Source organism: Streptomyces sp. NPDC005496 (assembly GCF_042872045.1).
Classification (GTDB): Bacteria; Actinomycetota; Actinomycetes; order Streptomycetales; family Streptomycetaceae; genus Streptomyces.
The window spans coordinates 63,152-82,531 of sequence record NZ_JBIAJQ010000005.1 but is presented as its reverse complement, the minus strand read 5'-3'; the positions used below and the strand labels follow the sequence as shown (position 1 = coordinate 82,531).

Here is a 19,380-nt window from a genome sequence, read left to right as displayed (position 1 = left end):
ATGTCAGCGATCCGTCTCCTCGTGCTGGGCGCGGTGCGCCAGCACGGGCGGGCCCACGGCTACCAGGTGCGCAACGACCTGGAGTACTGGGGCGCGCACGAGTGGTCCAACGCCAAGCCGGGTTCGATCTACCACGCGCTCAAGCAGATGGCGAAGCAGGGACTGCTGCACGCCCACGAGATCGCCCCCTCCACGGCCGGCGGGCCGCCGCGCACCGAGTACGAGATCACGGACCGCGGTACCGAGGAGTTCCTGTCCCTGCTGCGGGAGTCGCTGACCTCGTACGACCAGAAGATGGACGTGAAGTCGGCCGGGATCGGCTTCATCGTCGAACTGCCGCGGGACGAGGCGGTGGGGCTGCTGAAGGAGCGGATCCACCGGATCGAGGAGTGGCGCTCCGCGGTGACCGAGCACTACGTGCCGGAGGACGGCCCGGAACAGCTCGGCCACATCGGCGAGATCATGAACCTCTGGGTGCACAGCGCGGACGCCGACGCCGAGTGGACCCGGGGCCTGATCGAGCGGATCGAGGGCGGCGCGTACACCTTCGCCGGTGAGGGCGAACCGTTCGTCGGGGTCCTGCACGAGGGCGAGGAGAACCCGTACGCGACGGGGACGCCGCATCCCGGGGACCGCGACTAATCAAGTTTGACGAATGAGGTTCCGGGTCGTACCTTCGAGCCAGTGGTCAAGTTTGACTACTTGGGGTGCTCGGGCGGAGGGAGCCGGATGGCCGACGCGATCGCAGTCGAGGGCGTGGAGAAGCGGTACGGGGAGAGGGCGGCGCTGGACGGACTGGACCTGGCGGTGCGGCGGGGCACCGTCCACGGCCTGCTGGGGCCGAACGGGGCGGGCAAGACCACCGCGGTGCGGGTGCTGACGACGCTGCTGCGGCCGGACGCCGGGCGGGCGGAGGTCGCCGGGTGCGACGTGGTGCGCGAGGCCGCCCGGGTACGGCGCCGCATCGGCCTGCTCGGCCAGCACGCCGCGCTCGACGAGGAACTCGACGGGAGGCAGAACCTGGAGATGTTCGGGCGGCTGTACCACCTGGGCGCCTCCCACGCGCGCGTGCGGGCCGGCGAGCTGCTGGAGCGCTTCGGGCTCGCGGACACCGGCCGCAAGCCGGTCGGGAGGTACAGCGGGGGCATGCGCCGCCGGCTGGACCTGGCGGCCTCGCTGATCACCGGGCCGGAGGTGCTGTTCCTGGACGAGCCGACGACCGGACTCGACCCGCGCGGGCGCGCCGAGGTGTGGGCGGCCGTGCGGTCCCTGGTCGGCGAGGGCACCACGGTCCTGCTGACCACGCAGTACCTGGAGGAGGCGGACCAGCTGGCCGACCGCATCTCGCTCGTCGACCGGGGCCGGGTCGTCGCGGACGGCACGGCCGACGAACTCAAGGCGCGCACCGGCGGCGACCGCATCGACGTGGTGCTGCGCGACGCCGGTCTGCTGGGCGCCGCCGCGACCCTGCTGCCCCTGGCCGCCGAGGACGTCTCGGTGGACGTCGACCGGCGCCTGCTCAGCGCCCCGGTCACCGACCGGATGGCGGCGCTCTCCGGGGTCGTGCGCGCCCTGGAGGAGGCCGGCATCGAGGCGGAGGACATCGCCCTGCGGCGGCCCACCCTGGACGAGGTGTTCCTGCACCTCACCGGGGACGGCCGGCGCGTGAAGGAGGCCGTATGAGCACCACGTACGAGACCGGCTGGAGCCGTTCGGGGGCCCGTGCCCTGACCGACTGCTGGACCATGACCCGCCGCGAACTCGCCCACTGGGCACGGCAGCCGGTGCGCGTGCTCGTCGGCCTGGTCTTCCCGGTGATGCTGCTGCTGATGTTCGGCTACCTGGTCGGCGGCGGCCGGGAGGTCGACGGCGACTACGTGGACTTCCTGGTGCCGGGCATGCTCGCGCTGACCATGGCCTTCGGCCTGGAGGGCACGATGCTCGCGGTCACCCAGGACCTCAACAAGGGCGTCGTGGACCGCTTCCGGTCGATGCCGATGGCCGACGCGGCCTTCCTCGTGGGGCGTTCGGCCGCCGACATGCTCCAGTCGGCGCTGTCCCTGCTCGTGCTGTGCGGGGTCGGCTACGCGATCGGCTGGCGCGTGCACGGCGGCCCGGGCGCCTTCCTGGGCGCCCTCGGCCTGCTGCTGCTCTTCCGGTTCGCGATGCTGTGGATCGGCATCCAGCTGGCGATGGTGGCGGGCAGACCCGAACTCGTCCAAGCGGTGCAGATCCTGGTCTGGCCGGTCGGGTTCCTCTCCAACGCGTTCGCGACCCCGGACGCCATGCCCGGCTGGCTGGGCACGGCCGTCGAGTGGAACCCGATGTCCCAGACGGCGACGGCGGTACGGGACCTCGTCGGCGGCCCGGGCGGCGAACCGGGCCACGTCTGGGCGGCCGTCGCCTGGCCGCTCGCCCTGCTCGCGGTGTTCTTCCCGCTGGCCGTGCGCCGGTTCGCCCGCCTCAGCCGCTGACGCGCCTCAGTGGTGGAAGCCGGTGGCCGCGCCCTTGTCGTGCGTCGACGGGCGCGGCTGCCGGCGCAGTTCCGGCAGCAGCCGGTTCAGGTCGTCCACGAAGAGCTCCGCCAGGTCCACCGAGAAGCCGTTGCGGCACACCACGCGCAGCACGGACAGGTCCTCCCGGTTCGGCGGGAAGGTGTACGCGGGCAGCAGCCAGCCGCGCTCGCGCATCCGCCGGGACACGTCGAAGACGTCGTACGACGTCACCTCCGGCCGTGTCGTGAAGGCGAAGACCGGCAGCTCGTCGCCCCGGGTCAGGAGCCGGAAGTCCTCCATCTCCTCGATCCGGCCCGCGAGTTCCCGGGCCACGTTCCGGGTCGTCTGCTGCACGGCCCGGTAGCCCTCGCGGCCCAGCCGCAGGAACGTGTAGTACTGCGCCACCACCTGCGCGCCCGGCCGGGAGAAGTTGAGCGCGAAGGTCGGCATGTCACCGCCCAGGTAGTTGACCCGGAACACGAGCTCGTCGGGCAGTTCGGCGGCCGACCGCCACAGCGCCCAGCCGACGCCGGGGTAGACCAGGCCGTACTTGTGCCCCGAGGTGTTGATGGACGACACCCGCGGCAGCCGGAAGTCCCAGACCACGTCCTCGTCGAGGAAGGGCGCCACCATCGCACCCGACGCCCCGTCGACGTGGACGGGGATGTCCAGGCCGGTGCGCTCCTGGAGTTCGTCGAGGGCCCCGCACAGGTCGGCGATCGGCTCGTACGACCCGTCGAAGGTCGAGCCGAGGATGCCGACGACGCCGATGGTGTTCTCGTCGCACAGCTCGGCGGCGGCCTTCGGGTCGAGGTGGAAGCGCTCGCCCTCCATGGGCACCAGGCGCGCCTCGACCTCCCAGAAGTTGCAGAACTTCTCCCAGCAGACCTGGACGTTCACGCCCATCACGAGGTTCGGGCGGGCCCCGGGGTAGCGGTCGGCGTTGCGGTTGGACCAGCGGCGTTTGAGGGCCATCCCGGCGAGCATGCACGCCTCGCTGGAGCCGGTCGTCGAACAGCCCACTGCGGCACCGGGGTCGGGCGCGTTCCACAGGTCGGCCAGCATCGCCACGCAGCGCCGCTCCAGTTCGGCGGTGCGCGGGTACTCGTCCTTGTCGATCATGTTCTTGTCGCGGCATTCCGCCATCAGCACCCCGGCCTGCGGCTCCATCCAGGTGGTGACGAAGGTGGCGAGGTTCAGCCGGGCGTTGCCGTCCAGCATGAGTTCGTCGTGGACCAGCTGGTACGCCGTGGTGGGCGGCAGCGGCCCGTCCGGGATGCGGTGCTTGGGCGGCGCCTCGGCCATGCCGCTGACGGGGTTGGTCTCGCCGAAGAAGGGGTTGACGGACAACGGACGTTCGCCGGACTCGGGGCCTTTGTGCAGTGCCATGTCGCCTCCGGTGGGGGAGAGGGGGGTGGGGGAGCGGGGGTCAGCGGAGCGGGGTCCCGTCGTCGTGGAGCTGCATCAGGGGCCGGCCGGTCACCAGCAGCCAGGCCGGCACCGACGCCATGACGAGCAGCGGCAGCACTGCCGCGTCGGCTGCCAGGACGGCGGCGGTGAAGAGGCTGATCCAGCCCTGCCGGGTGACGGCCATGAGCATCCCGAGCACGGCGCAGACGACGGCGAGGGTGACGTCCACCTCTGGCACCAGGGCGTGGGCGCACAGGCCGAGGGCCACCCCCGCGAAGACCGACGGGAAGATCCGGCCACCGCGGAACCCGCACGAGGTCGCGACGACCAGCGCGGCGAGTTTCACCACGGTCATCAGCGCGAACTCGCCCGAGGACCAGCCGTCCGGGTCCTCGGCCAGGACCTTGATCTCCGTCAGGCCCTTGAAGAGGGTCAGGTGCCCGCCCAGCGCGCCCAGCAGGCCGAGCACCAGACCGCCCAGGGGAAGCGCCAGCCACGGGCGTCCGAGCCGCGCGAAGGCGCCGTGGACGTACGGCAGGGCGTAGACCGCCGCCATGCCGATCAGCGCCCCGACGGAGGCGACGATCAGGGCGCCGGGCAGGTCGCCCCAGTGCGGCCCCGAGTACGCGGGCAGCGAGAGGTCGAAGCTCGGGTGGGCCAGCAGGGTGACGGTCAGCGCGCCCATGCCGCCCGCGAGCAGCGGCGGCAGCAGCCGGTCCCAGAGGGCGCCGGGTCCTGGCCGCTCGGCCAGCACCTCGGAGAAGATCAGTGCGGCCGCCACCGGGGTGCCGAAGAGGGCGCCGACCGTTCCCGCGGCCGCCAGCGACAGCCACAGCATGGTGGGGGAGCCGGGGGCGATCCGGGCGCCCAGCCAGCAGGCGAGGGCGATGTTGGTGGCCGTGATCGGGTTCTCGGGGCCGAGACTGACCCCGCCCGCCAGCGCCAGGACGGTGACGACGAGCAGTCCGGGCAGTACCGCGGGTGCCAGCGGAGGGTCGACGAGGCCGCTGGCCGCCGGATCGGGACCCGCGTGCCGCGGCACCTTCCAGATGACCAGGCCCACCGCGACGCCGGTCGCCGTGAGCATCACGATCATCCAGAGCGAGGAGTAGCGGCCGATCCCGAGCGCGTCCGGCAGGGTCTGCCACAGGACGTCCTGCAGATGGTCGGCGACCCAGCTGACGCCCAGCAGGACGAGAGCCGCGGCGATGCCGACGAGGATGGAGGGCACGAGCAGCGGCAGCAGCCGCCGGACGGGGGTCGGACCCGGCGCCGCCGGGGCTTCGGTGCTCACGAGCCACACCTTAAGTGGGCAAAAGCCGCATAACATCCCGAGGAATTCCGGCTTGCACCTCACGTCGCGTCAGGGGCCAGGCTGAGGGGCGTACCCAGAAGGGAGCGGAAGGTTGAGCTACTCAGTGGGCCGGGTCGCCGGTTTCGCGGGCGTCACGGTGCGCACGCTGCACCACTACGACGAGATCGGCCTGCTCGTGCCGAGCGAGCGCAGCCGCGCGGGGCACCGCCGGTACGGCGACGCCGACCTCGACCGGCTCCAGCAGATCCTGTTCTACCGGGAGCTCGGCTTCCCGCTCGACCAGGTCGCGGTCCTGCTCGACGATCTGGCCACCGGAAAAGCGGACCCGCGCGCGCACCTGCGCCGCCAGCACGAACTGCTGACCGCCCGGATCGAGAAGCTGCGGAAGATGGCCGCGGCCGTGGAACACGCCATGGAGGCACGCACGATGGGCATCGATCTCACACCCGAGGAGAAGTTCGAGGTCTTCGGGGACAAGGACCCCGAGGAGCACGCCGAGGAGGCCGAGCGGCGCTGGGGCGGCACGGAGGCGTACGCCGAGTCGCAGCGCCGCGCGGCCCGCTACACCAAGGAGGACTGGAAGCGGATGCAGGCCGAGGTCGCCTCCTGGGGCGAGCGCTACGGCGCCCTCATGGCGGCGGGCGAACCCCCGTCCGGGGGCCCGGCCATGGACCTGGCCGAGGAGCACCGCCTGCACATCGCCGAGTGGTTCTACCCGTGCCCGTACGAGACGCACCGGGGGCTCGGCGAGATGTACGTCTCCGACGAGCGGTTCAAGGAGTTCTACGACTCCATGCGGCCGGGTCTCGCCGAGCACCTGCGGGACGCGATCGCGGCGAACGCCGAGCGGAACTCCTGAGCGCCTGGCCCGGGCTCACTCCTCCCGGGCCAGGACCACCGCCGTCCCGTACGCGCACACCTCCGTGCCGACGTCGGCGGCCTCCGAGACGTCGAAGCGGAACATCAGCACGCCGTTGGCGCCCCGTGCGCGGGCCTGCTCGACGAGCCGCTCCATGGCCTGGTTGCGGGTCTCCACCAGCGTCTTGGTGAGGCCCTTGAGCTCACCGCCGATCATCGACTTCAGGCCCGCGCCGATCTGGCTGCCCAGGTGCCGGGAGCGCACGGTGAGGCCGAACACCTCCCCGATGACCCGCTCGACGCGATGACCCGGGACGTCGTTCGTCGTGACGACCAGCACGTCGGGCCGGGGCCCGGTGCCGCCGCCGTAGTCTTCGATACCCATGGCTCTCAGCTTTGTCCCAGTCGGGGCACAGTGCATCCCGGGGACCCCGGTGGAACCTGGCGTGGACACGCGACGTTGATAGCTTTGGGTCGGCCTGACACCACAGCCGAACCCTTCCTTCACCCCCAGGAGCCCGGAACCGTGACGACGCTTGCCCTTGGACCAAGCTGGCTGGATCCGAACACGCTCCTGGACAATTTCGGCATCTGGGGCCTGCTGCTCATCGTCTTCGCCGAGTCCGGCCTGCTCATCGGCTTCTTCCTGCCGGGCGACTCGCTGCTGTTCACCTGCGGCCTGCTGATCGCCTCGCACCAGCTGGACTTCCCGCTGTGGCTGGCCGTCGTGCTGATCTGCGTCGCCGCGATCGCCGGCGACCAGGCGGGTTACCTCTTCGGCAAGAAGGTCGGCCCCTCGCTCTTCACCCGCCCGGACTCCCGCCTCTTCAAGCAGGAGAACGTGGTCAAGGCCCACGAGTTCTTCGAGAAGTACGGCCCGAAGTCCCTGGTCCTGGCCCGCTTCGTGCCCATCGTGCGCACGTTCACGCCGATCATCGCCGGCGTCAGCGGCATGCGGTACCGCTCGTTCATCACGTTCAACGTCATCGGCGGCGTGCTCTGGGGCGCGGGTGTCACGCTGCTCGGCTCCTGGCTCGGCAACATCGAGTTCGTGCACAAGAACATCGAGGCGATCCTGATCCTGATCGTCCTCGTCTCGGTGGTCCCGATCGCCGTCGAGTACCTGCGCGCCCGCGGCAAGAACAAGAAGGCGGCCGCCGCCTCGCCCGCGTCGACCCCTCCGGGCCAGCGCGGGCGCCACGCCAAGCGCTAGCCGCCGCCGAGCGTCCGCCCCGGTGGGCGGGAGCCGTCAGAAGCCGCGTGTCCGCTTGGCCGCGCGGCGGCCCGCGGCGTCCCCGCCCGGCATCCGCAGGAACAGCCGGGAGATCTCGGAGCCCAGGTTCACCCCGATGGCGATGGCCATCGCCAGCGCCGCCGCCTTGGTCAGCGACACGAGCCCCTTGTCGACGTCGTTCTGCGCGATGGCCAGCAGCCCGAAGTACGTGGCCGAACCGGGCAGCAGCGGCCCGATCGCGGCCGTCGTGTACGGCAGCGCCGACGCGAACCGGTAACGGGACAGCAGCTGCCCGAACAGGCCGACCAGACCGGCCGCCACGGCCGTGGAGGCGACCGGCGAGATGTCCCCGGCGTAGCGCATCGCGCCGTACACCGCCCAGGCCACGCCCCCGTTGAGGGTCACCGCCAGCACGGTGGAGCGCTCCTGCTGGAGCAGCACCGCGAAGGTGAGCGACAGCAGCATCGAGGCGACGAGCTGGAGCACCGGCCGCTCGGAGACGCCGAGGGCCTGGTCCGGATTGAGCCCGGCGCCCAGCTTCACCCCGAAGTACAGGATCAGCAGCACACCCGTGACGATGCCGACGAAGAAGTACATGACCTCCAGCAGGCGTGCCGACGCGGTGATGTAGAAGCCGGTCAGACCGTCCTGGACGCCCGCGACCAGCGCTCTTCCCGGCAGCAGGGCGAACAGTCCACCGGTGATCACGGCGGACGCCTTGACCCCGGCCCCGGACAGCTGGAGCGCCACCCCGATCGCGGCGGGCGGCATCGCGGCCACCGTGAACTGGTAGAACTCCGGCAGTCCGCGCCCCGCGCACAGCCACGCCAGCCGGTCGCCCAGCATCGCGCCGAGCGCCGCCGCGACGAACACGAAGACGTCACCGCCGACGAGCACCGAGGCCGCGCCCGCGAGGAGCCCGCCCGCCGCGGTGAGCACCCATCCCGGGTACGGGTGGCGGTTGCGGCGGATCTCCGCGAGGCGGCCATAGGCCTCCTCCAGGGAGATCGTGGTCTCCGCGTCGCTGAGGTCGTCCACGAGCCGGTACACGGCCGCGAGACGGGTGTAGTCGGTGCCGCGGCGCCGTACCGTCCGCGAGGCCGTCACCGGGTCGTCCACGAGAGACGGCTGGTACGAGATCGACAGCAGGGTGAACGTGACGTTCGGTTCGCAGCGGTCCAGCCCGTACGAGCGGCAGACCGCGAACATCGCCGCCTCGACGTCCTCGGCGCCCTCGCCGCCCGCCAGCAGCAGCTCGCCGATACGCAGCGTCAGGTCGAGCACGCGCGGGACGGCCGGACCGGCGTCGTCCTCCTTCTGTACGGGCTCGGGCGCCGGACGCTCCGTCACCGGCATCCGCAGCATCGTGCGCATGCGGTCCTGCCAGGGCGCGTCCTTGGTCAGCCGGACCACCGGCATGCCGCCGGGCGGGGTGAAGGCGGGCGGCGCGTGCTGGGCGCTGTAGGTGCGCGGGGTGCTGAACGCCGAACCCTCGGTGTCGCCGGGAACCGTGTGCGGGGCGTCGAGGCCCTTGGGGAGGGCGAACTCCGACGTCGTCGACGACTCGTCCTCGACCACCGGGGCCTGCGGCGCCACCACCCCGGCCGGCGGGGCGAACGCGCTCCTCGCCTCGTCCGACTGCGGTTTGCGGTCTTCCGCCTCCGGGTCCGCCACCAACTGCCGCCTTGCCTTCCGTGCCGTGCGCGTACGTCGTATGCGTACGTCCCGTACGCCTCACGCGTACCTTCCGTAGGCCTCAGTATGCGTACGGATACGCGAACGGGCCGTGCGGCCCTGAACAGGGTCGCACGGCCCGGACGATGAGAAGAGGCAGGTCAGTGACCGCCCGACTCCTTGAAGCGCTTGTAGGAACGCTCGATCTCGGCCTCGGCGTCGGTGCGGCCGACCCAGTTGGCGCCCTCGACGGACTTGCCGGGCTCCAGGTCCTTGTAGACCTCGAAGAAGTGCTGGATCTCCAGGCGGTCGAACTCCGACACGTGGTGGATGTCGCGCAGGTGCTCCACGCGCGGGTCGTGCGCCGGGACGCACAGCAGCTTGTCGTCGCCGCCGGCCTCGTCGGTCATGCGGAACATGCCGATCGTGCGGCACTGGATGAGGCAGCCCGGGAAGGTCGGCTCGTCCAGGATGACCAGCGCGTCCAGCGGGTCGCCGTCCTCGCCGAGGGTGTTCTCGACGAAGCCGTAGTCGGCCGGGTAGCTGGTCGAGGTGAAGAGTCGACGGTCCAGGCGGATCCGACCGGTCTCGTGGTCCACCTCGTACTTGTTCCGCGAACCCTTCGGAATCTCGATCGTGACGTCGAACTCCACCGGTGGCTCCTCCATGATCAGCACATAGTTCTGGTGGTTAAGTGTCCCTCACGCAGGTGTGTGATCGCGAAAGGGGCTGGTGGTCGTGCCAGAGCTGAGGGCCTGGCGGGCCGCGAGACCGCACGTGGTGCGGGTCGCGCGGACCGTGAAACCGCACGTCGTGCGGGTCACCCGAGCCGTCCGGCCGCGCCCCGTGAAGGTGACGACTCTGCAGCTCACAGCCGTCTCCGCCACCGTGGGCCTGGCGCTCGCGGCCGCGGTGGCGACCGCCGCCGGTCCCTGGGACTCCTCGGGTCAGCGTACGGCGGAGCGCGACTGGGCCGCATCGCGGCCCGGACAGGGTGGCGCAGATCACGGCCGTGATCCGGGAGCGGCGGCGGGCGGACCCCGCCCCGCGCCCAGCGCCGCGTCCGTCCTGGCGGGCCTCGGCGGCGCCACCGTCTCGGCGCCCGCGCCCGCCGAGAGGGCCCTCGCGGACGTCCTGGACCCGCTCCTGAAGGATCCGTCGCTCGGCACGCGGCACTCGGCCGCCGTCGTGGACCTCGCGACCGGCAGACGGCTGTACGGCACGGGCTCCGCCGACGCGCTGACCCCGGCCTCCACCACGAAGATCGCCACCGCCGTCGCCGCCCTCACCGCGGCCGGCGCCGACCACCGCATCACCACCCGCGCCGCCCTGGAGCCGGACACCGGCGAGGTCGTGCTCGTGGGCGGCGGCGACCCGACCCTGACCGCCCGGAAGAAGCGCGACGGGGACTGGGCGAGCCTGCGCACCCTGGCCGCCCGTACCGCCCGCGCCCTGGAGGCGCGCAAGCTGGACGAGGTCACGCTCTCCTACGACACCTCGCTGTACGCGGGCCCGGGGCAGCCGCCCGCCGGGGTCGAGGGCAACATCGCGCAGGTCACCCCGCTGATGGTCGACGAGGGCCGCCTCGACGACTCCACCAGCGGCGCCGCGGGGCGCAGCCCCGACCCGGCGGCCGACGCCGCCCGGAAGTTCGCCGGACTCCTGAAGGACGAGGGCATCAGGACGACGTCCCCCGGCCCCTCCAAGGCCACCGGCCGCTCGAAGCCCCTCGCCGAGGTCCAGTCCCCGCCGCTGTCCGCCCTCGTCGAGCGGATGCTCACCAACAGCGACAACGACATCGCCGAGGCCCTCGCCCGGCAGACGGCCCTCGCCGCGGGCGAACCGGCGAGCTTCGCGGGCGGCGCGACCGCGATCCGCGCCCAGCTGAAGAAACTGGACATTCCGCTGAGGGACGCCGTTTTCGCGGACGGAAGTGGCCTGAATCGTTCGGACAAGCTCTCGGCCGACCTGCTGACCGCCCTGCTGGCCAAGGCCGGTGACCCCGCCCACCCCGAACTGCGCCCCGCCCTCACCGGACTTCCCGTCGCGGGATTCACGGGCACCCTCAGCCAGCGCTACGCCGACGGCGCGGTCCGGCCGGCCACCGGCGTCGTACGTGCCAAGACCGGCACGCTGACGGGCGTCAACGCGCTGGCCGGCACGGTGGTCGACACCGACGGCAGGCTGCTGGCCTTCGCCTTCCTCGCCGACGGCACCACGGACCGCACCACCGCCCAGACGGCCCTGGACCGCACCGCGTCCGCGCTGGCGGCGTGCGGCTGCCGCTGAGACCCGTCCGGCGGCGCCCGCGAACGGGCGGGACGACCGTGCCGGGCAGGCGCCACGGGGTGTCCGGAAGCCGCTTCGCCCCTGCCGTCCCGGGGCCACCGGCCGCCCCGCCGGCCCCACGCGGGACGCACACCCGGCGTCTCACCCCTCACCGCGGCCGGACGCCCTCACGTACGGTTGACGCATGACGAGCATCGGTGGTGCCGAGATGGTCGACTGGAATCTCGCGGTGGCGACCGCGACCCGGCTCGTGAGGCCGGGCCCCGAGGTGAGCCGCGACGAGGCCCGGGCCGTCGTCGCGGAGCTGCGGCGGCACGCGAAGGCCTCGGAGGAGCACGTCCGGGGATTCACTCGTCTGGGTGAGGACGGGGTGCACGACACCCCCGTGCTCGTCGTCGACCGCCCCGGCTGGGTCCGGGCGAACGTCGCCGGATTCCGGGAACTCCTCAAGCCGCTTCTCGACAAGATGCAGGAGCGGCGCGGCAGTTCGCCGGGCGGAGCCGTCTTCGGCGCCGTCGGCGGCAAGGTGACCGGCGTCGAGCTGGGCATGCTCCTGTCGTTCCTGTCCTCGCGGGTCCTCGGGCAGTACGAGACCTTCGCCCCGGCGACGCGCGACCTCCCGGCCGGGGGGAACGGCGGCGGCAGGCTCCTGCTGGTCGCCCCCAACATCGTGCACGTCGAGCGGGAACTCGACGTCCAGCCCCACGACTTCCGGCTGTGGGTCTGCCTGCACGAGGAGACCCACCGCACCCAGTTCACGGCCGTGCCCTGGCTGCGCGACCACCTCGAGGGCGAAATCCAGTCTTTCTTGGCGGAGACCGAGGTCGACCCCATGACGGTCCTGGAGCGGATCAGGGAGGCCGCCCAGTCCCTCGCGGGCGGGCGCCCCGAGGGCGAGGAGGGCGAGGACGGCCGGTCCCTCGTGGAACTGGTGCAGACGCCGGCCCAGCGAGAGATCCTCGGCCGCCTCACCGCCGTGATGTCCCTGCTCGAAGGTCACGCCGACTTCGTCATGGACGGCGTCGGCCCCGCCGTCGTCCCGTCCGTCGCCGAGATCCGCGAGAAGTTCCAGCAGCGCCGGGCCAAGGGCGCCTCCCGCCTGGACCTGGCCCTGCGCAAGCTGCTCGGCCTGGACGCCAAACTCAGGCAGTACCGCGACGGCGAGCGGTTCGTGCGCGCCGTGGTCGACGAGGTGGGCATGGACGGCTTCAACCGTGTGTGGACCTCCCCGAACACCCTCCCGACCAAGGCGGAGATCTCCAAACCGGCGGACTGGGTCACTCGGGTGCACCGCAAACCGGAGTCGTGAAGCGCCCCGCGGGGTCGTGAGACGAATCCGGCCGACGGCAGGTGAACGCCCCTTCAATCACCCGTCCGAGGGACCGTGGGGCATGAGTAGGCGTGCAATGCTCGGGGAACGGCCCGGTTCTGTCACCATCTACACACTCTGAGTGACCGACACCGGGTTCACCCCCCGAAAACTTCATGAAGGGAACCGGACATGGGTCCCCATCCTGCGGTCGCGGCGATACGCCTGGCGGTTCGCCGCGTACTCCACGACATCCTCACCGAGCACACACCCTCCCCGGGCGCCGGGCGTACGCCCGCCTCCTGCGCCGGGTGCGCGCCCGCAACCACCGCCGTACGCCCCGCCGTCACCGGCGAGCGCGTACCGGCCCCCGCATCCCGGCGCGGGCGCACCACCGGCGCGTCCCCGGACACCCCGCACGAACAGCCGCCGCCCCTCGTCCTCGTCGCGTGCTCCGGCGGCGCCGACTCCATGGCGCTCGCCTCCGCCCTCGCCTTCGAGGCCCCCAGACTCGGCATCCGCGCCGGCGGCATCACCGTCGACCACGGACTGCAGCCCGGCTCCGACCTGCGCGCCGACGAGGTCGTCCTGCGCCTGACCGAGCTCGGCCTCGGCCCCGCGGAGTCCGTCGCCGTCACCGTCGGCCGCGAAGGCGGGCCCGAAGCGGCCGCCCGCGACGCCCGGTACGCCGCCCTGGACGCCGCCGCCGAACGCCACGGGGCCGCCGCGGTCCTGCTCGGCCACACCCGCGACGACCAGGCCGAGACCGTCCTGCTCGGCCTCGCCCGCGGCTCCGGCATCCGCTCCCTGTCCGGAATGGCCGCGGTCTCGGGGGCCGACGGCCGTTACCGGCGCCCCTTCCTGCACCTCGACCGGCAGACCGCCCGCAAGGCCTGCATGGTCCAGTCGCTCCCGGTCTGGGACGACCCGCACAACGCCGACCCCGCCTACACGCGCTCCCGGCTGCGCCACGAGGGCCTGCCCGCGCTGGAGAAGGCGCTCGGCAAAGGAGTCGTCGAGGCGCTCGCCCGTACGGCCCAGCTCTCGCGCGACGACGCCGACGCCCTCGACTCCTGGGCCCGCCAGGCCGAGGCCTCCGTACGCGACGCCTCCGGCCTCCTGGAGTGCGCCAAGCTCTACGCCCTGCCGCCCGCCGTACGCCGCCGCATCCTGCGCCGTGCCGCCATCGAGGCGGGCGCACCCGCCGGTTCGCTCTTCGCCCGGCACGTCGAGGAGATGGACCGGCTGATCACCGGATGGCGCGGTCAGGGGGCCATCAATCTCCCGGGCAAAGTCGTCGCCCGTCGGCAGGGTGGCAGACTGGTGATCCGGCAAGGCTGAAACCGGACCCTCCGCCGGGGCCGCTCCAATGGCTCCTGGGGACCGCTTACGCGGGGTGTGGGCGGTCCGAGCGGCCGTTGGGACGGACGACCGAAAGTGATGCGGGTGGACGCGAAAGACATGGGCACCGACCTCAAGTCGGTGCTCATCACCAAGGAAGAGATCGACGCGAAGCTGGCCGAGCTGGCCGCGAAGATCGACGCGGAGTACGCGGGCAAGGACCTGCTGATCGTCGGAGTGCTCAAGGGCGCGGTGATGGTCATGGCGGACCTGGCGCGTGCGCTGTCCACCCCCGTCACGATGGACTGGATGGCCGTGTCCTCGTACGGCGCGGGCACCCAGTCCTCCGGTGTGGTGCGGATCCTCAAGGACCTCGACACCGACATCAAGGGCAAGCACGTCCTGATCGTCGAGGACATCATCGACTCGGGACTGACCCTGTCCTGGCTGATCTCCAACCTCGGCTCCCGCGAGCCGGCCTCCCTCAAGGTGTGCACGCTGCTGCGCAAGCCGGAGGCGGCCAAGGTCGCGATCGACGTGGAGTGGGTCGGCTTCGACATCCCGAACGAGTTCGTGATCGGCTACGGCCTCGACTACGCCGAGAAGTACCGCAATCTCCCGTTCGTGGGTACGCTCGCGCCCCATGTCTACGGCGGCTGAGCGAGCGGGCCACCGGTCTTCGTAAGACGATCGGGAACCCCAGCGGGTTTCACGGCGTTGGAGCATGCGTGGACGGGATTGTCAGTCGTCCCCTGCGTCTTCGGGTGACAATGCTGGGGTACCGTCCGAAGAACAGTCTTTACAAGTCTTTGTCAAACTCACTATGGCAGGAGGGACGGGGCGGCTCCGCTCCGTATGGATGGACGTGAAGCGATACTTCCGTGGGCCGGTCATGTGGATCGTGCTGGCCGTCCTTGCCGTGGTCGTGTTGATGCAGGTCGTCGGCTCGTCCGGCGGCTACAAGACAGTGGACACCGGCCAGGTCGTCCGAGCGATCAATGAGAACAAGGTCGAGTCGGCCAAGATCACCACCGGCGACGAGCAGGTCATCAAGGTCTCGCTCAAGGACGGCGAAAAGGTCGACGGCAGCTCGAAGATCCAGGCGAGCTACATCGGCGACCAGGGCGTGAGCCTCGCCGGCACCCTTCAGGACAAATACCAGAACAAGCAGATTCCGGACGGCTACACCGTCTCGCCGTCCAAGCAGAACCCGTTCGTCGGCATCCTGCTGTCCCTGCTTCCCTTCGTACTCATCGTCGTCGTCTTCCTGTTCCTGATGAACCAGATGCAGGGCGGCGGCTCCCGGGTCATGAACTTCGGGAAGTCCAAGGCGAAGCTCATCACCAAGGACACCCCGAAGACGACGTTCTCGGACGTCGCGGGCTCGGACGAGGCGGTCGAGGAACTCCACGAGATCAAGGAGTTCCTCCAGGAGCCGGCGAAGTTCCAGGCCGTCGGGGCGAAGATCCCCAAGGGCGTGCTCCTCTACGGGCCTCCTGGAACCGGCAAGACGCTGCTCGCCCGCGCCGTCGCGGGTGAGGCGGGCGTGCCCTTCTACTCGATCTCGGGTTCCGACTTCGTCGAGATGTTCGTCGGTGTCGGTGCCTCCCGGGTCCGTGACCTGTTCGAGCAGGCCAAGGCGAACGCCCCGGCGATCGTCTTCGTCGACGAGATCGACGCGGTCGGCCGCCATCGCGGCGCCGGCCTCGGCGGCGGTCACGACGAGCGCGAGCAGACGCTGAACCAGCTGCTCGTCGAGATGGACGGCTTCGACGTCAAGGGCGGCGTGATCCTCATCGCCGCGACGAACCGGCCCGACATCCTCGACCCGGCGCTGCTGCGTCCCGGCCGTTTCGACCGCCAGATCGCGGTCGACCGCCCGGACATGCAGGGCCGTCTGGAGATCCTCAAGGTCCACCAGAAGGGCAAGCCGGTCGCCCCGGACGTCGATCTGTCGGCCGTCGCGCGCCGCACCCCGGGCTTCACCGGTGCGGACCTGGCGAACGTGCTGAACGAGGCCGCGCTCCTCACCGCGCGCAGCAACCAGAAGCTGATCGACAACAACATGCTCGACGAGGCGATCGACCGTGTGGTCGCGGGCCCGCAGAAGCGGACCCGGATCATGTCGGACAAGGAGAAGAAGATCACCGCGTACCACGAGGGCGGTCACGCCCTGGTCGCGGCGGCGTCTCCGAACTCCGACCCGGTGCACAAGATCACCATCCTGTCGCGCGGCCGGGCCCTCGGTTACACGATGGTCCTGCCGGACGAGGACAAGTACTCCACCACGCGCAACGAGATGCTCGACCAGCTCGCGTACATGCTGGGCGGCCGCGCCGCGGAGGAGCTGGTCTTCCACGACCCGACCACGGGCGCGGCGAACGACATCGAGAAGGCCACCGCGACGGCCCGCGCGATGGTCACGCAGTACGGCATGACCGAGCGTCTGGGCGCGATCAAGTTCGGCGGCGACAACACCGAGCCGTTCCTCGGCCGGGAGATGGCGCACCAGCGCGACTACTCGGAAGAGGTCGCCGCGCTCGTCGACGAAGAGGTCAAGAAGCTCATCGAGAACGCGCACAACGAGGCCTGGGAGATCCTGGTCGAGAACCGCGACGTCCTCGACAACCTGGTGCTTCAGCTGCTGGAGAAGGAGACGCTGGGCAAGGAGCAGATCGCCGAGATCTTCGCTCCGATCGTCAAGCGTCCGGCCCGCCCCGCGTGGACCGGTTCCTCCCGGCGCACGCCGTCCACCCGCCCGCCGGTGCTCTCCCCCAAGGAGCTGTCGCTGACGAACGGGGCGAACGGGGCCTCGGCCACGATCGCCAGCGCGACGGAGTCCGTCCCCTCGACGGAGACCGCCCCGGAGGAGCGCCCCGAGAGCTGATCGTTACGGCTCCCGGAGCTCTCACCAGGCCCGGAATGGATGCCGTGCCCCCCTGGTTCTAGCCTGGGGGGTACGGCATTTCTTATGCCCGGATGTCCGACGCGTCGACTGTCACGCGTGAGAGGCCAAGGAACGAGGAACAGATGACCGACCCCGTGACGCTGGACGGCGAGGGCGCGATCGGCGTGTTCGACGAGAAGCGCGCCGAGAACGCCGTGCGCGAGCTGTTGATCGCGGTCGGCGAGGACCCGGACCGCGAGGGCCTGCGCGAGACGCCGGGGCGGGTCGCCCGGGCCTACCGGGAGATATTCGCGGGACTGTGGCAGAAGCCCGAGGACGTGCTCACGACGACGTTCGACCTGGGGCACGACGAGATGGTCCTGGTGAAGGACATCGAGGTGCTCAGCTCCTGCGAGCACCACCTCGTGCCGTTCGTCGGGGTGGCCCACGTCGGGTACATCCCGTCCGTGGACGGCAAGATCACGGGCCTGTCGAAGCTGGCCCGGCTGGTGGACGTCTACGCACGCCGCCCGCAGGTGCAGGAGCGGCTGACGACGCAGGTCGCGGACTCGCTGATGGAGATCCTGGAGCCGCGCGGGGTGATCGTCGTCGTGGAGTGCGAGCACATGTGCATGTCCATGCGGGGTGTGCGCAAGCCGGGGGCCAAGACCATCACGTCGGCGGTGCGGGGGCAGCTCCGTGACCCGGCCACCCGCAACGAGGCGATGAGCCTGATCATGGCCCGCTGAAGCCCGGCCGACCGCACATCGGCCGCCGACCGGCCATTCGCCGCCTGTCCGGCCGTCCGCCGTCTGTCCGGTCCGTGGGGGCCCGGACAGGCGGGACGACAGGTTCGGGGTCGGGAACTGCCTAGGCGGCCGGGGCCGTCCCGCCGTTCTCGTCGTCGTCCTCCGGGAGCTTGCAGACGCGCTCCAGGAAGAAGGCGGCCGCTATCACGCCGATCCCGGCGACGACGGAGAAGCCCGCGTAGATCGCCTGGTCGCGGCGGGCGGGGACCTCCAGGGATTCGAGCAGGAAGACGCCCGTGCCGCCGTACATCCCGGAGACCAGGGCGGCCACCAGGGCGCTCGCCTGGCCGAAGACGACCGCGCGGGCCGCCATCAGTGGGTCGACGCCCTTGGCGCCGGGGCGGCGCTCGCGCTGGGCCTTGAGCCGGCCGCGCAGCGAGAGCGCCGTGGCCAGCAGCACGACGGCGATCAGGGCGAGGACGACGGGGGCGGCCAGCGGGACCCGGGGGAGGGTCCCCACCGCGTTCCACAGGCGGGCGCCCGCCCAGGACAGGACGCCGGCCACGACGAACACGGCGGCCAGCGTCCTGATGCGCAGCTGTTTCACGTTGCCCCTTCGGTAAGCCGGCCTTGGTCGGTCGTCCTGACCTTAACGACTACTCGGGCAGCCGGAGTTCCAGGTCGGCGCGGGGCGTCACACCGTCTCGGGTGACGGCGTCGAGAAGTCCGGCCACCGGGCCGTGACCGGGCAACTGGGCCTCGGGGTCCACGTCGTGCCAGGGGGCGAGGACGAACGCGCGCTCGTGGGCCCGCGGGTGGGGGAGCGTCAGCACCGGGTCGTCGGAGACGACACCGTCGTACGCGATGATGTCCACGTCGATCGTGCGCGGCCCCCAGCGCTCGTCGCGGACGCGGTTGAAGGCCTCCTCCACGGCGTGCGCGCGCTCCAGCAGGGACGAGGGCGGCAGGGTGGTCTTGAGGACCACGACCGCGTTGAAGTAGCTCGGCTGGCTGCCGGGGGCGACTCCCCAGGGCTCGGTCTCGTAGACCGGGGAGACCGCTTTGACGCGGACGCCCGGGGTGTCCTCCAGGGCGTCGACGGCTCCCTGGAGGGTCTCCAGGCGGTTGCCCAGGTTCGCGCCGAGGGAGATCACCGCACGCTTGGGGTTGCTCAGCGTCGTGTCGGCGGCGTCCACCCGCTCGACGACGGAGGGCGGCACCGGCTGGACGGTCGGGTCGCTCTGACCCCCGGTGAAGAAGGCGGTCATACTCGGCTCCGGGTGATGGTGACGGTCACGTCGTCGAAGGGGACGGTGATCGGCGCGTCCGGCTTGTGGACGCAGACCTCGACCTCCTGGACCGCTTCGTGCTTCAGGCATGTCTGGGCGATGCGCTCGGCGAGCGTCTCGATGAGGTCGACGGGCTCGCCCTCGACGACGGCGACGACCTCCTCCGCGACGATGCCGTAGTGCACGGTCTTCGTCAGGTCGTCCTCGGCCGCGGCCGGCCGGGTGTCCAGGCCGAGCGTCAGGTCCACGATGAACGTCTGGCCCTCTTCGCGCTCCCTGGGGAAGACGCCGTGGTTCCCACGGGCCTTCAGGCCGCGCAGCGCGACACGATCCACGCGAATCACTCCTGCAATCGTCGGTAGCGGCGGGTGCGTACCGAGTGCGGTCGGCACACCAGCCTCGGGTGAATCTACCTGCGGGCACCGACAGCGCTCGGCCACGGGTGGGACACCGGTGTGGGGCGGACAGGCCTTCACCGGATGTTTCCCATGGGGAACACGGCGGCTCACGGGTTGGTAGCCGCCCCTACC

General features: G+C 71.3%; 18 protein-coding genes and 1 pseudogene. 11 read left to right on the top strand and 8 right to left on the bottom strand.

From position 1 onward, the window contains the following. The 3 genes from ACFYQQ_RS16435 to ACFYQQ_RS16425 all read left to right on the top strand — a co-directional run bounded on the left by ACFYQQ_RS16435 (position 1) and on the right by ACFYQQ_RS16425 (position 2,474). Positions 1–642 (top strand): PadR family transcriptional regulator, encoded by a 642-nt coding sequence (locus ACFYQQ_RS16435; protein WP_355781082.1) that lies wholly within the window; start codon positions 1–3, stop codon positions 640–642. An 87-nt stretch (positions 643–729) separates the two neighbouring features. Then, the gene (locus tag ACFYQQ_RS16430) at positions 730–1,683 is read left to right on the top strand and encodes an ATP-binding cassette domain-containing protein (protein ID WP_355793556.1); all 954 of its coding nucleotides are present in this window, start codon (positions 730–732) and stop codon (positions 1,681–1,683) included. After that, the gene (locus tag ACFYQQ_RS16425) at positions 1,680–2,474 is read left to right on the top strand and encodes an ABC transporter permease (protein ID WP_355793554.1); all 795 of its coding nucleotides are present in this window, start codon (positions 1,680–1,682) and stop codon (positions 2,472–2,474) included. Before ACFYQQ_RS16430 ends, ACFYQQ_RS16425 begins: the two co-directional genes overlap by 4 nt. A 6-nt stretch (positions 2,475–2,480) precedes the next feature. On the opposite strand, the gene ACFYQQ_RS16420 is transcribed toward ACFYQQ_RS16425, so the two are convergent. Then, complete coding sequence (locus ACFYQQ_RS16420) at positions 2,481–3,884, bottom strand: glutamate decarboxylase (RefSeq protein ID WP_388904800.1); 1,404 nt, start codon at positions 3,882–3,884, stop codon at positions 2,481–2,483. Positions 3,885–3,924: 40 nt separating this feature from the next. After that, entirely contained in the window at positions 3,925–5,199 is a 1,275-nt protein-coding gene (locus ACFYQQ_RS16415) for an ion channel protein (protein WP_356163837.1), read from the bottom strand. 112 nt (positions 5,200–5,311) lie between these two features. On the opposite strand from ACFYQQ_RS16415, the gene ACFYQQ_RS16410 reads away from it, so the two are divergent. Continuing rightward, on the top strand, positions 5,312–6,079 hold the full coding sequence (locus ACFYQQ_RS16410; RefSeq protein WP_355780962.1) for a MerR family transcriptional regulator: 768 nt from the start codon (positions 5,312–5,314) through the stop codon (positions 6,077–6,079). 15 nt (positions 6,080–6,094) lie between these two features. On the opposite strand, the gene ACFYQQ_RS16405 is transcribed toward ACFYQQ_RS16410, so the two are convergent. After that, positions 6,095–6,463 carry a YbjQ family protein gene (locus ACFYQQ_RS16405; protein ID WP_355780959.1) on the bottom strand — a complete coding sequence of 123 codons (369 nt, stop codon included), beginning with the start codon at positions 6,461–6,463 and terminating at the stop codon, positions 6,095–6,097. A 141-nt stretch (positions 6,464–6,604) separates the two neighbouring features. Between ACFYQQ_RS16405 and ACFYQQ_RS16400 the strand changes: the two are divergent. Further along, positions 6,605–7,261, top strand: a pseudogene (locus ACFYQQ_RS16400) (DedA family protein); the annotation flags it as partial. 66 nt (positions 7,262–7,327) lie between these two features. Here the strand turns inward: ACFYQQ_RS16400 and ACFYQQ_RS16395 are convergent. Both ACFYQQ_RS16395 and ACFYQQ_RS16390 read right to left on the bottom strand, forming a co-directional pair. Beyond that, the gene (locus ACFYQQ_RS16395) at positions 7,328–8,986 is read right to left on the bottom strand and encodes a threonine/serine exporter family protein (RefSeq protein ID WP_355780956.1); all 1,659 of its coding nucleotides are present in this window, start codon (positions 8,984–8,986) and stop codon (positions 7,328–7,330) included. Positions 8,987–9,147: 161 nt separating this feature from the next. Further along, entirely contained in the window at positions 9,148–9,639 is a 492-nt protein-coding gene (locus ACFYQQ_RS16390; RefSeq protein ID WP_355780971.1) for an inorganic diphosphatase, read from the bottom strand. Between the two features lie 79 nt (positions 9,640–9,718). On the opposite strand from ACFYQQ_RS16390, the gene dacB reads away from it, so the two are divergent. From dacB to folE, 6 genes are all read left to right on the top strand, one after another. Continuing rightward, entirely contained in the window at positions 9,719–11,275 is a 1,557-nt protein-coding gene (dacB, locus tag ACFYQQ_RS16385; protein WP_355780953.1) for a D-alanyl-D-alanine carboxypeptidase/D-alanyl-D-alanine-endopeptidase, read from the top strand. Between the two features lie 184 nt (positions 11,276–11,459). Then, positions 11,460–12,584 carry a zinc-dependent metalloprotease gene (locus ACFYQQ_RS16380; RefSeq protein ID WP_355780950.1) on the top strand — a complete coding sequence of 375 codons (1,125 nt, stop codon included), beginning with the start codon at positions 11,460–11,462 and terminating at the stop codon, positions 12,582–12,584. 192 nt (positions 12,585–12,776) lie between these two features. Beyond that, on the top strand, positions 12,777–13,925 hold the full coding sequence (gene tilS, locus ACFYQQ_RS16375; protein ID WP_355780947.1) for a tRNA lysidine(34) synthetase TilS: 1,149 nt from the start codon (positions 12,777–12,779) through the stop codon (positions 13,923–13,925). A gap of 99 nt (positions 13,926–14,024) precedes the next feature. Beyond that, the gene (gene hpt / locus ACFYQQ_RS16370) at positions 14,025–14,585 is read left to right on the top strand and encodes a hypoxanthine phosphoribosyltransferase (RefSeq protein WP_010986089.1); all 561 of its coding nucleotides are present in this window, start codon (positions 14,025–14,027) and stop codon (positions 14,583–14,585) included. Positions 14,586–14,784: 199 nt separating this feature from the next. Then, positions 14,785–16,812 (top strand): ATP-dependent zinc metalloprotease FtsH, encoded by a 2,028-nt coding sequence (ftsH, locus tag ACFYQQ_RS16365; RefSeq protein ID WP_355780942.1) that lies wholly within the window; start codon positions 14,785–14,787, stop codon positions 16,810–16,812. A 143-nt stretch (positions 16,813–16,955) separates the two neighbouring features. Continuing rightward, on the top strand, positions 16,956–17,561 hold the full coding sequence (gene folE, locus ACFYQQ_RS16360) for a GTP cyclohydrolase I FolE (protein ID WP_121405280.1): 606 nt from the start codon (positions 16,956–16,958) through the stop codon (positions 17,559–17,561). Between the two features lie 121 nt (positions 17,562–17,682). Here folE and ACFYQQ_RS16355 read toward each other — a convergent pair whose 3' ends face one another. From ACFYQQ_RS16355 to folB, 3 genes are read right to left on the bottom strand one after another with little or no spacing between them, the layout of a single operon-like run. Further along, complete coding sequence (locus ACFYQQ_RS16355; RefSeq protein WP_356163840.1) at positions 17,683–18,168, bottom strand: DUF3180 domain-containing protein; 486 nt, start codon at positions 18,166–18,168, stop codon at positions 17,683–17,685. A 49-nt stretch (positions 18,169–18,217) separates the two neighbouring features. Then, positions 18,218–18,829, bottom strand: a complete 612-nt coding sequence (gene folK, locus ACFYQQ_RS16350) for a 2-amino-4-hydroxy-6-hydroxymethyldihydropteridine diphosphokinase (RefSeq protein ID WP_356163841.1) — start codon at positions 18,827–18,829, stop codon at positions 18,218–18,220. Continuing rightward, positions 18,826–19,185 (bottom strand): dihydroneopterin aldolase, encoded by a 360-nt coding sequence (gene folB, locus ACFYQQ_RS16345; RefSeq protein ID WP_355791889.1) that lies wholly within the window; start codon positions 19,183–19,185, stop codon positions 18,826–18,828. Before folB ends, folK begins: the two co-directional genes overlap by 4 nt. Positions 19,186–19,380 lie beyond the last annotated feature (195 nt).

What these genes read in the sequence shown, in the direction of transcription:
- folK (WP_356163841.1), bottom strand. Translation starts at nt 18,829, where the DNA reads ATGACCGCCTTCTTCACCGGGGGTCAGAGCGACCCGACCGTCCAGCCG.
- tilS (WP_355780947.1), top strand. Translation starts at nt 12,777, where the DNA reads ATGGGTCCCCATCCTGCGGTCGCGGCGATACGCCTGGCGGTTCGCCGC.
- ACFYQQ_RS16380 (WP_355780950.1), top strand. Translation starts at nt 11,460, where the DNA reads ATGACGAGCATCGGTGGTGCCGAGATGGTCGACTGGAATCTCGCGGTG.
- ACFYQQ_RS16435 (WP_355781082.1), top strand. Translation starts at nt 1, where the DNA reads ATGTCAGCGATCCGTCTCCTCGTGCTGGGCGCGGTGCGCCAGCACGGG.
- ftsH (WP_355780942.1), top strand. Translation starts at nt 14,785, where the DNA reads ATGGACGTGAAGCGATACTTCCGTGGGCCGGTCATGTGGATCGTGCTG.
- ACFYQQ_RS16405 (WP_355780959.1), bottom strand. Translation starts at nt 6,463, where the DNA reads ATGGGTATCGAAGACTACGGCGGCGGCACCGGGCCCCGGCCCGACGTG.
- ACFYQQ_RS16420 (WP_388904800.1), bottom strand. Translation starts at nt 3,884, where the DNA reads ATGGCACTGCACAAAGGCCCCGAGTCCGGCGAACGTCCGTTGTCCGTC.
- folE (WP_121405280.1), top strand. Translation starts at nt 16,956, where the DNA reads ATGACCGACCCCGTGACGCTGGACGGCGAGGGCGCGATCGGCGTGTTC.
- ACFYQQ_RS16430 (WP_355793556.1), top strand. Translation starts at nt 730, where the DNA reads ATGGCCGACGCGATCGCAGTCGAGGGCGTGGAGAAGCGGTACGGGGAG.
- hpt (WP_010986089.1), top strand. Translation starts at nt 14,025, where the DNA reads ATGCGGGTGGACGCGAAAGACATGGGCACCGACCTCAAGTCGGTGCTC.
- ACFYQQ_RS16425 (WP_355793554.1), top strand. Translation starts at nt 1,680, where the DNA reads ATGAGCACCACGTACGAGACCGGCTGGAGCCGTTCGGGGGCCCGTGCC.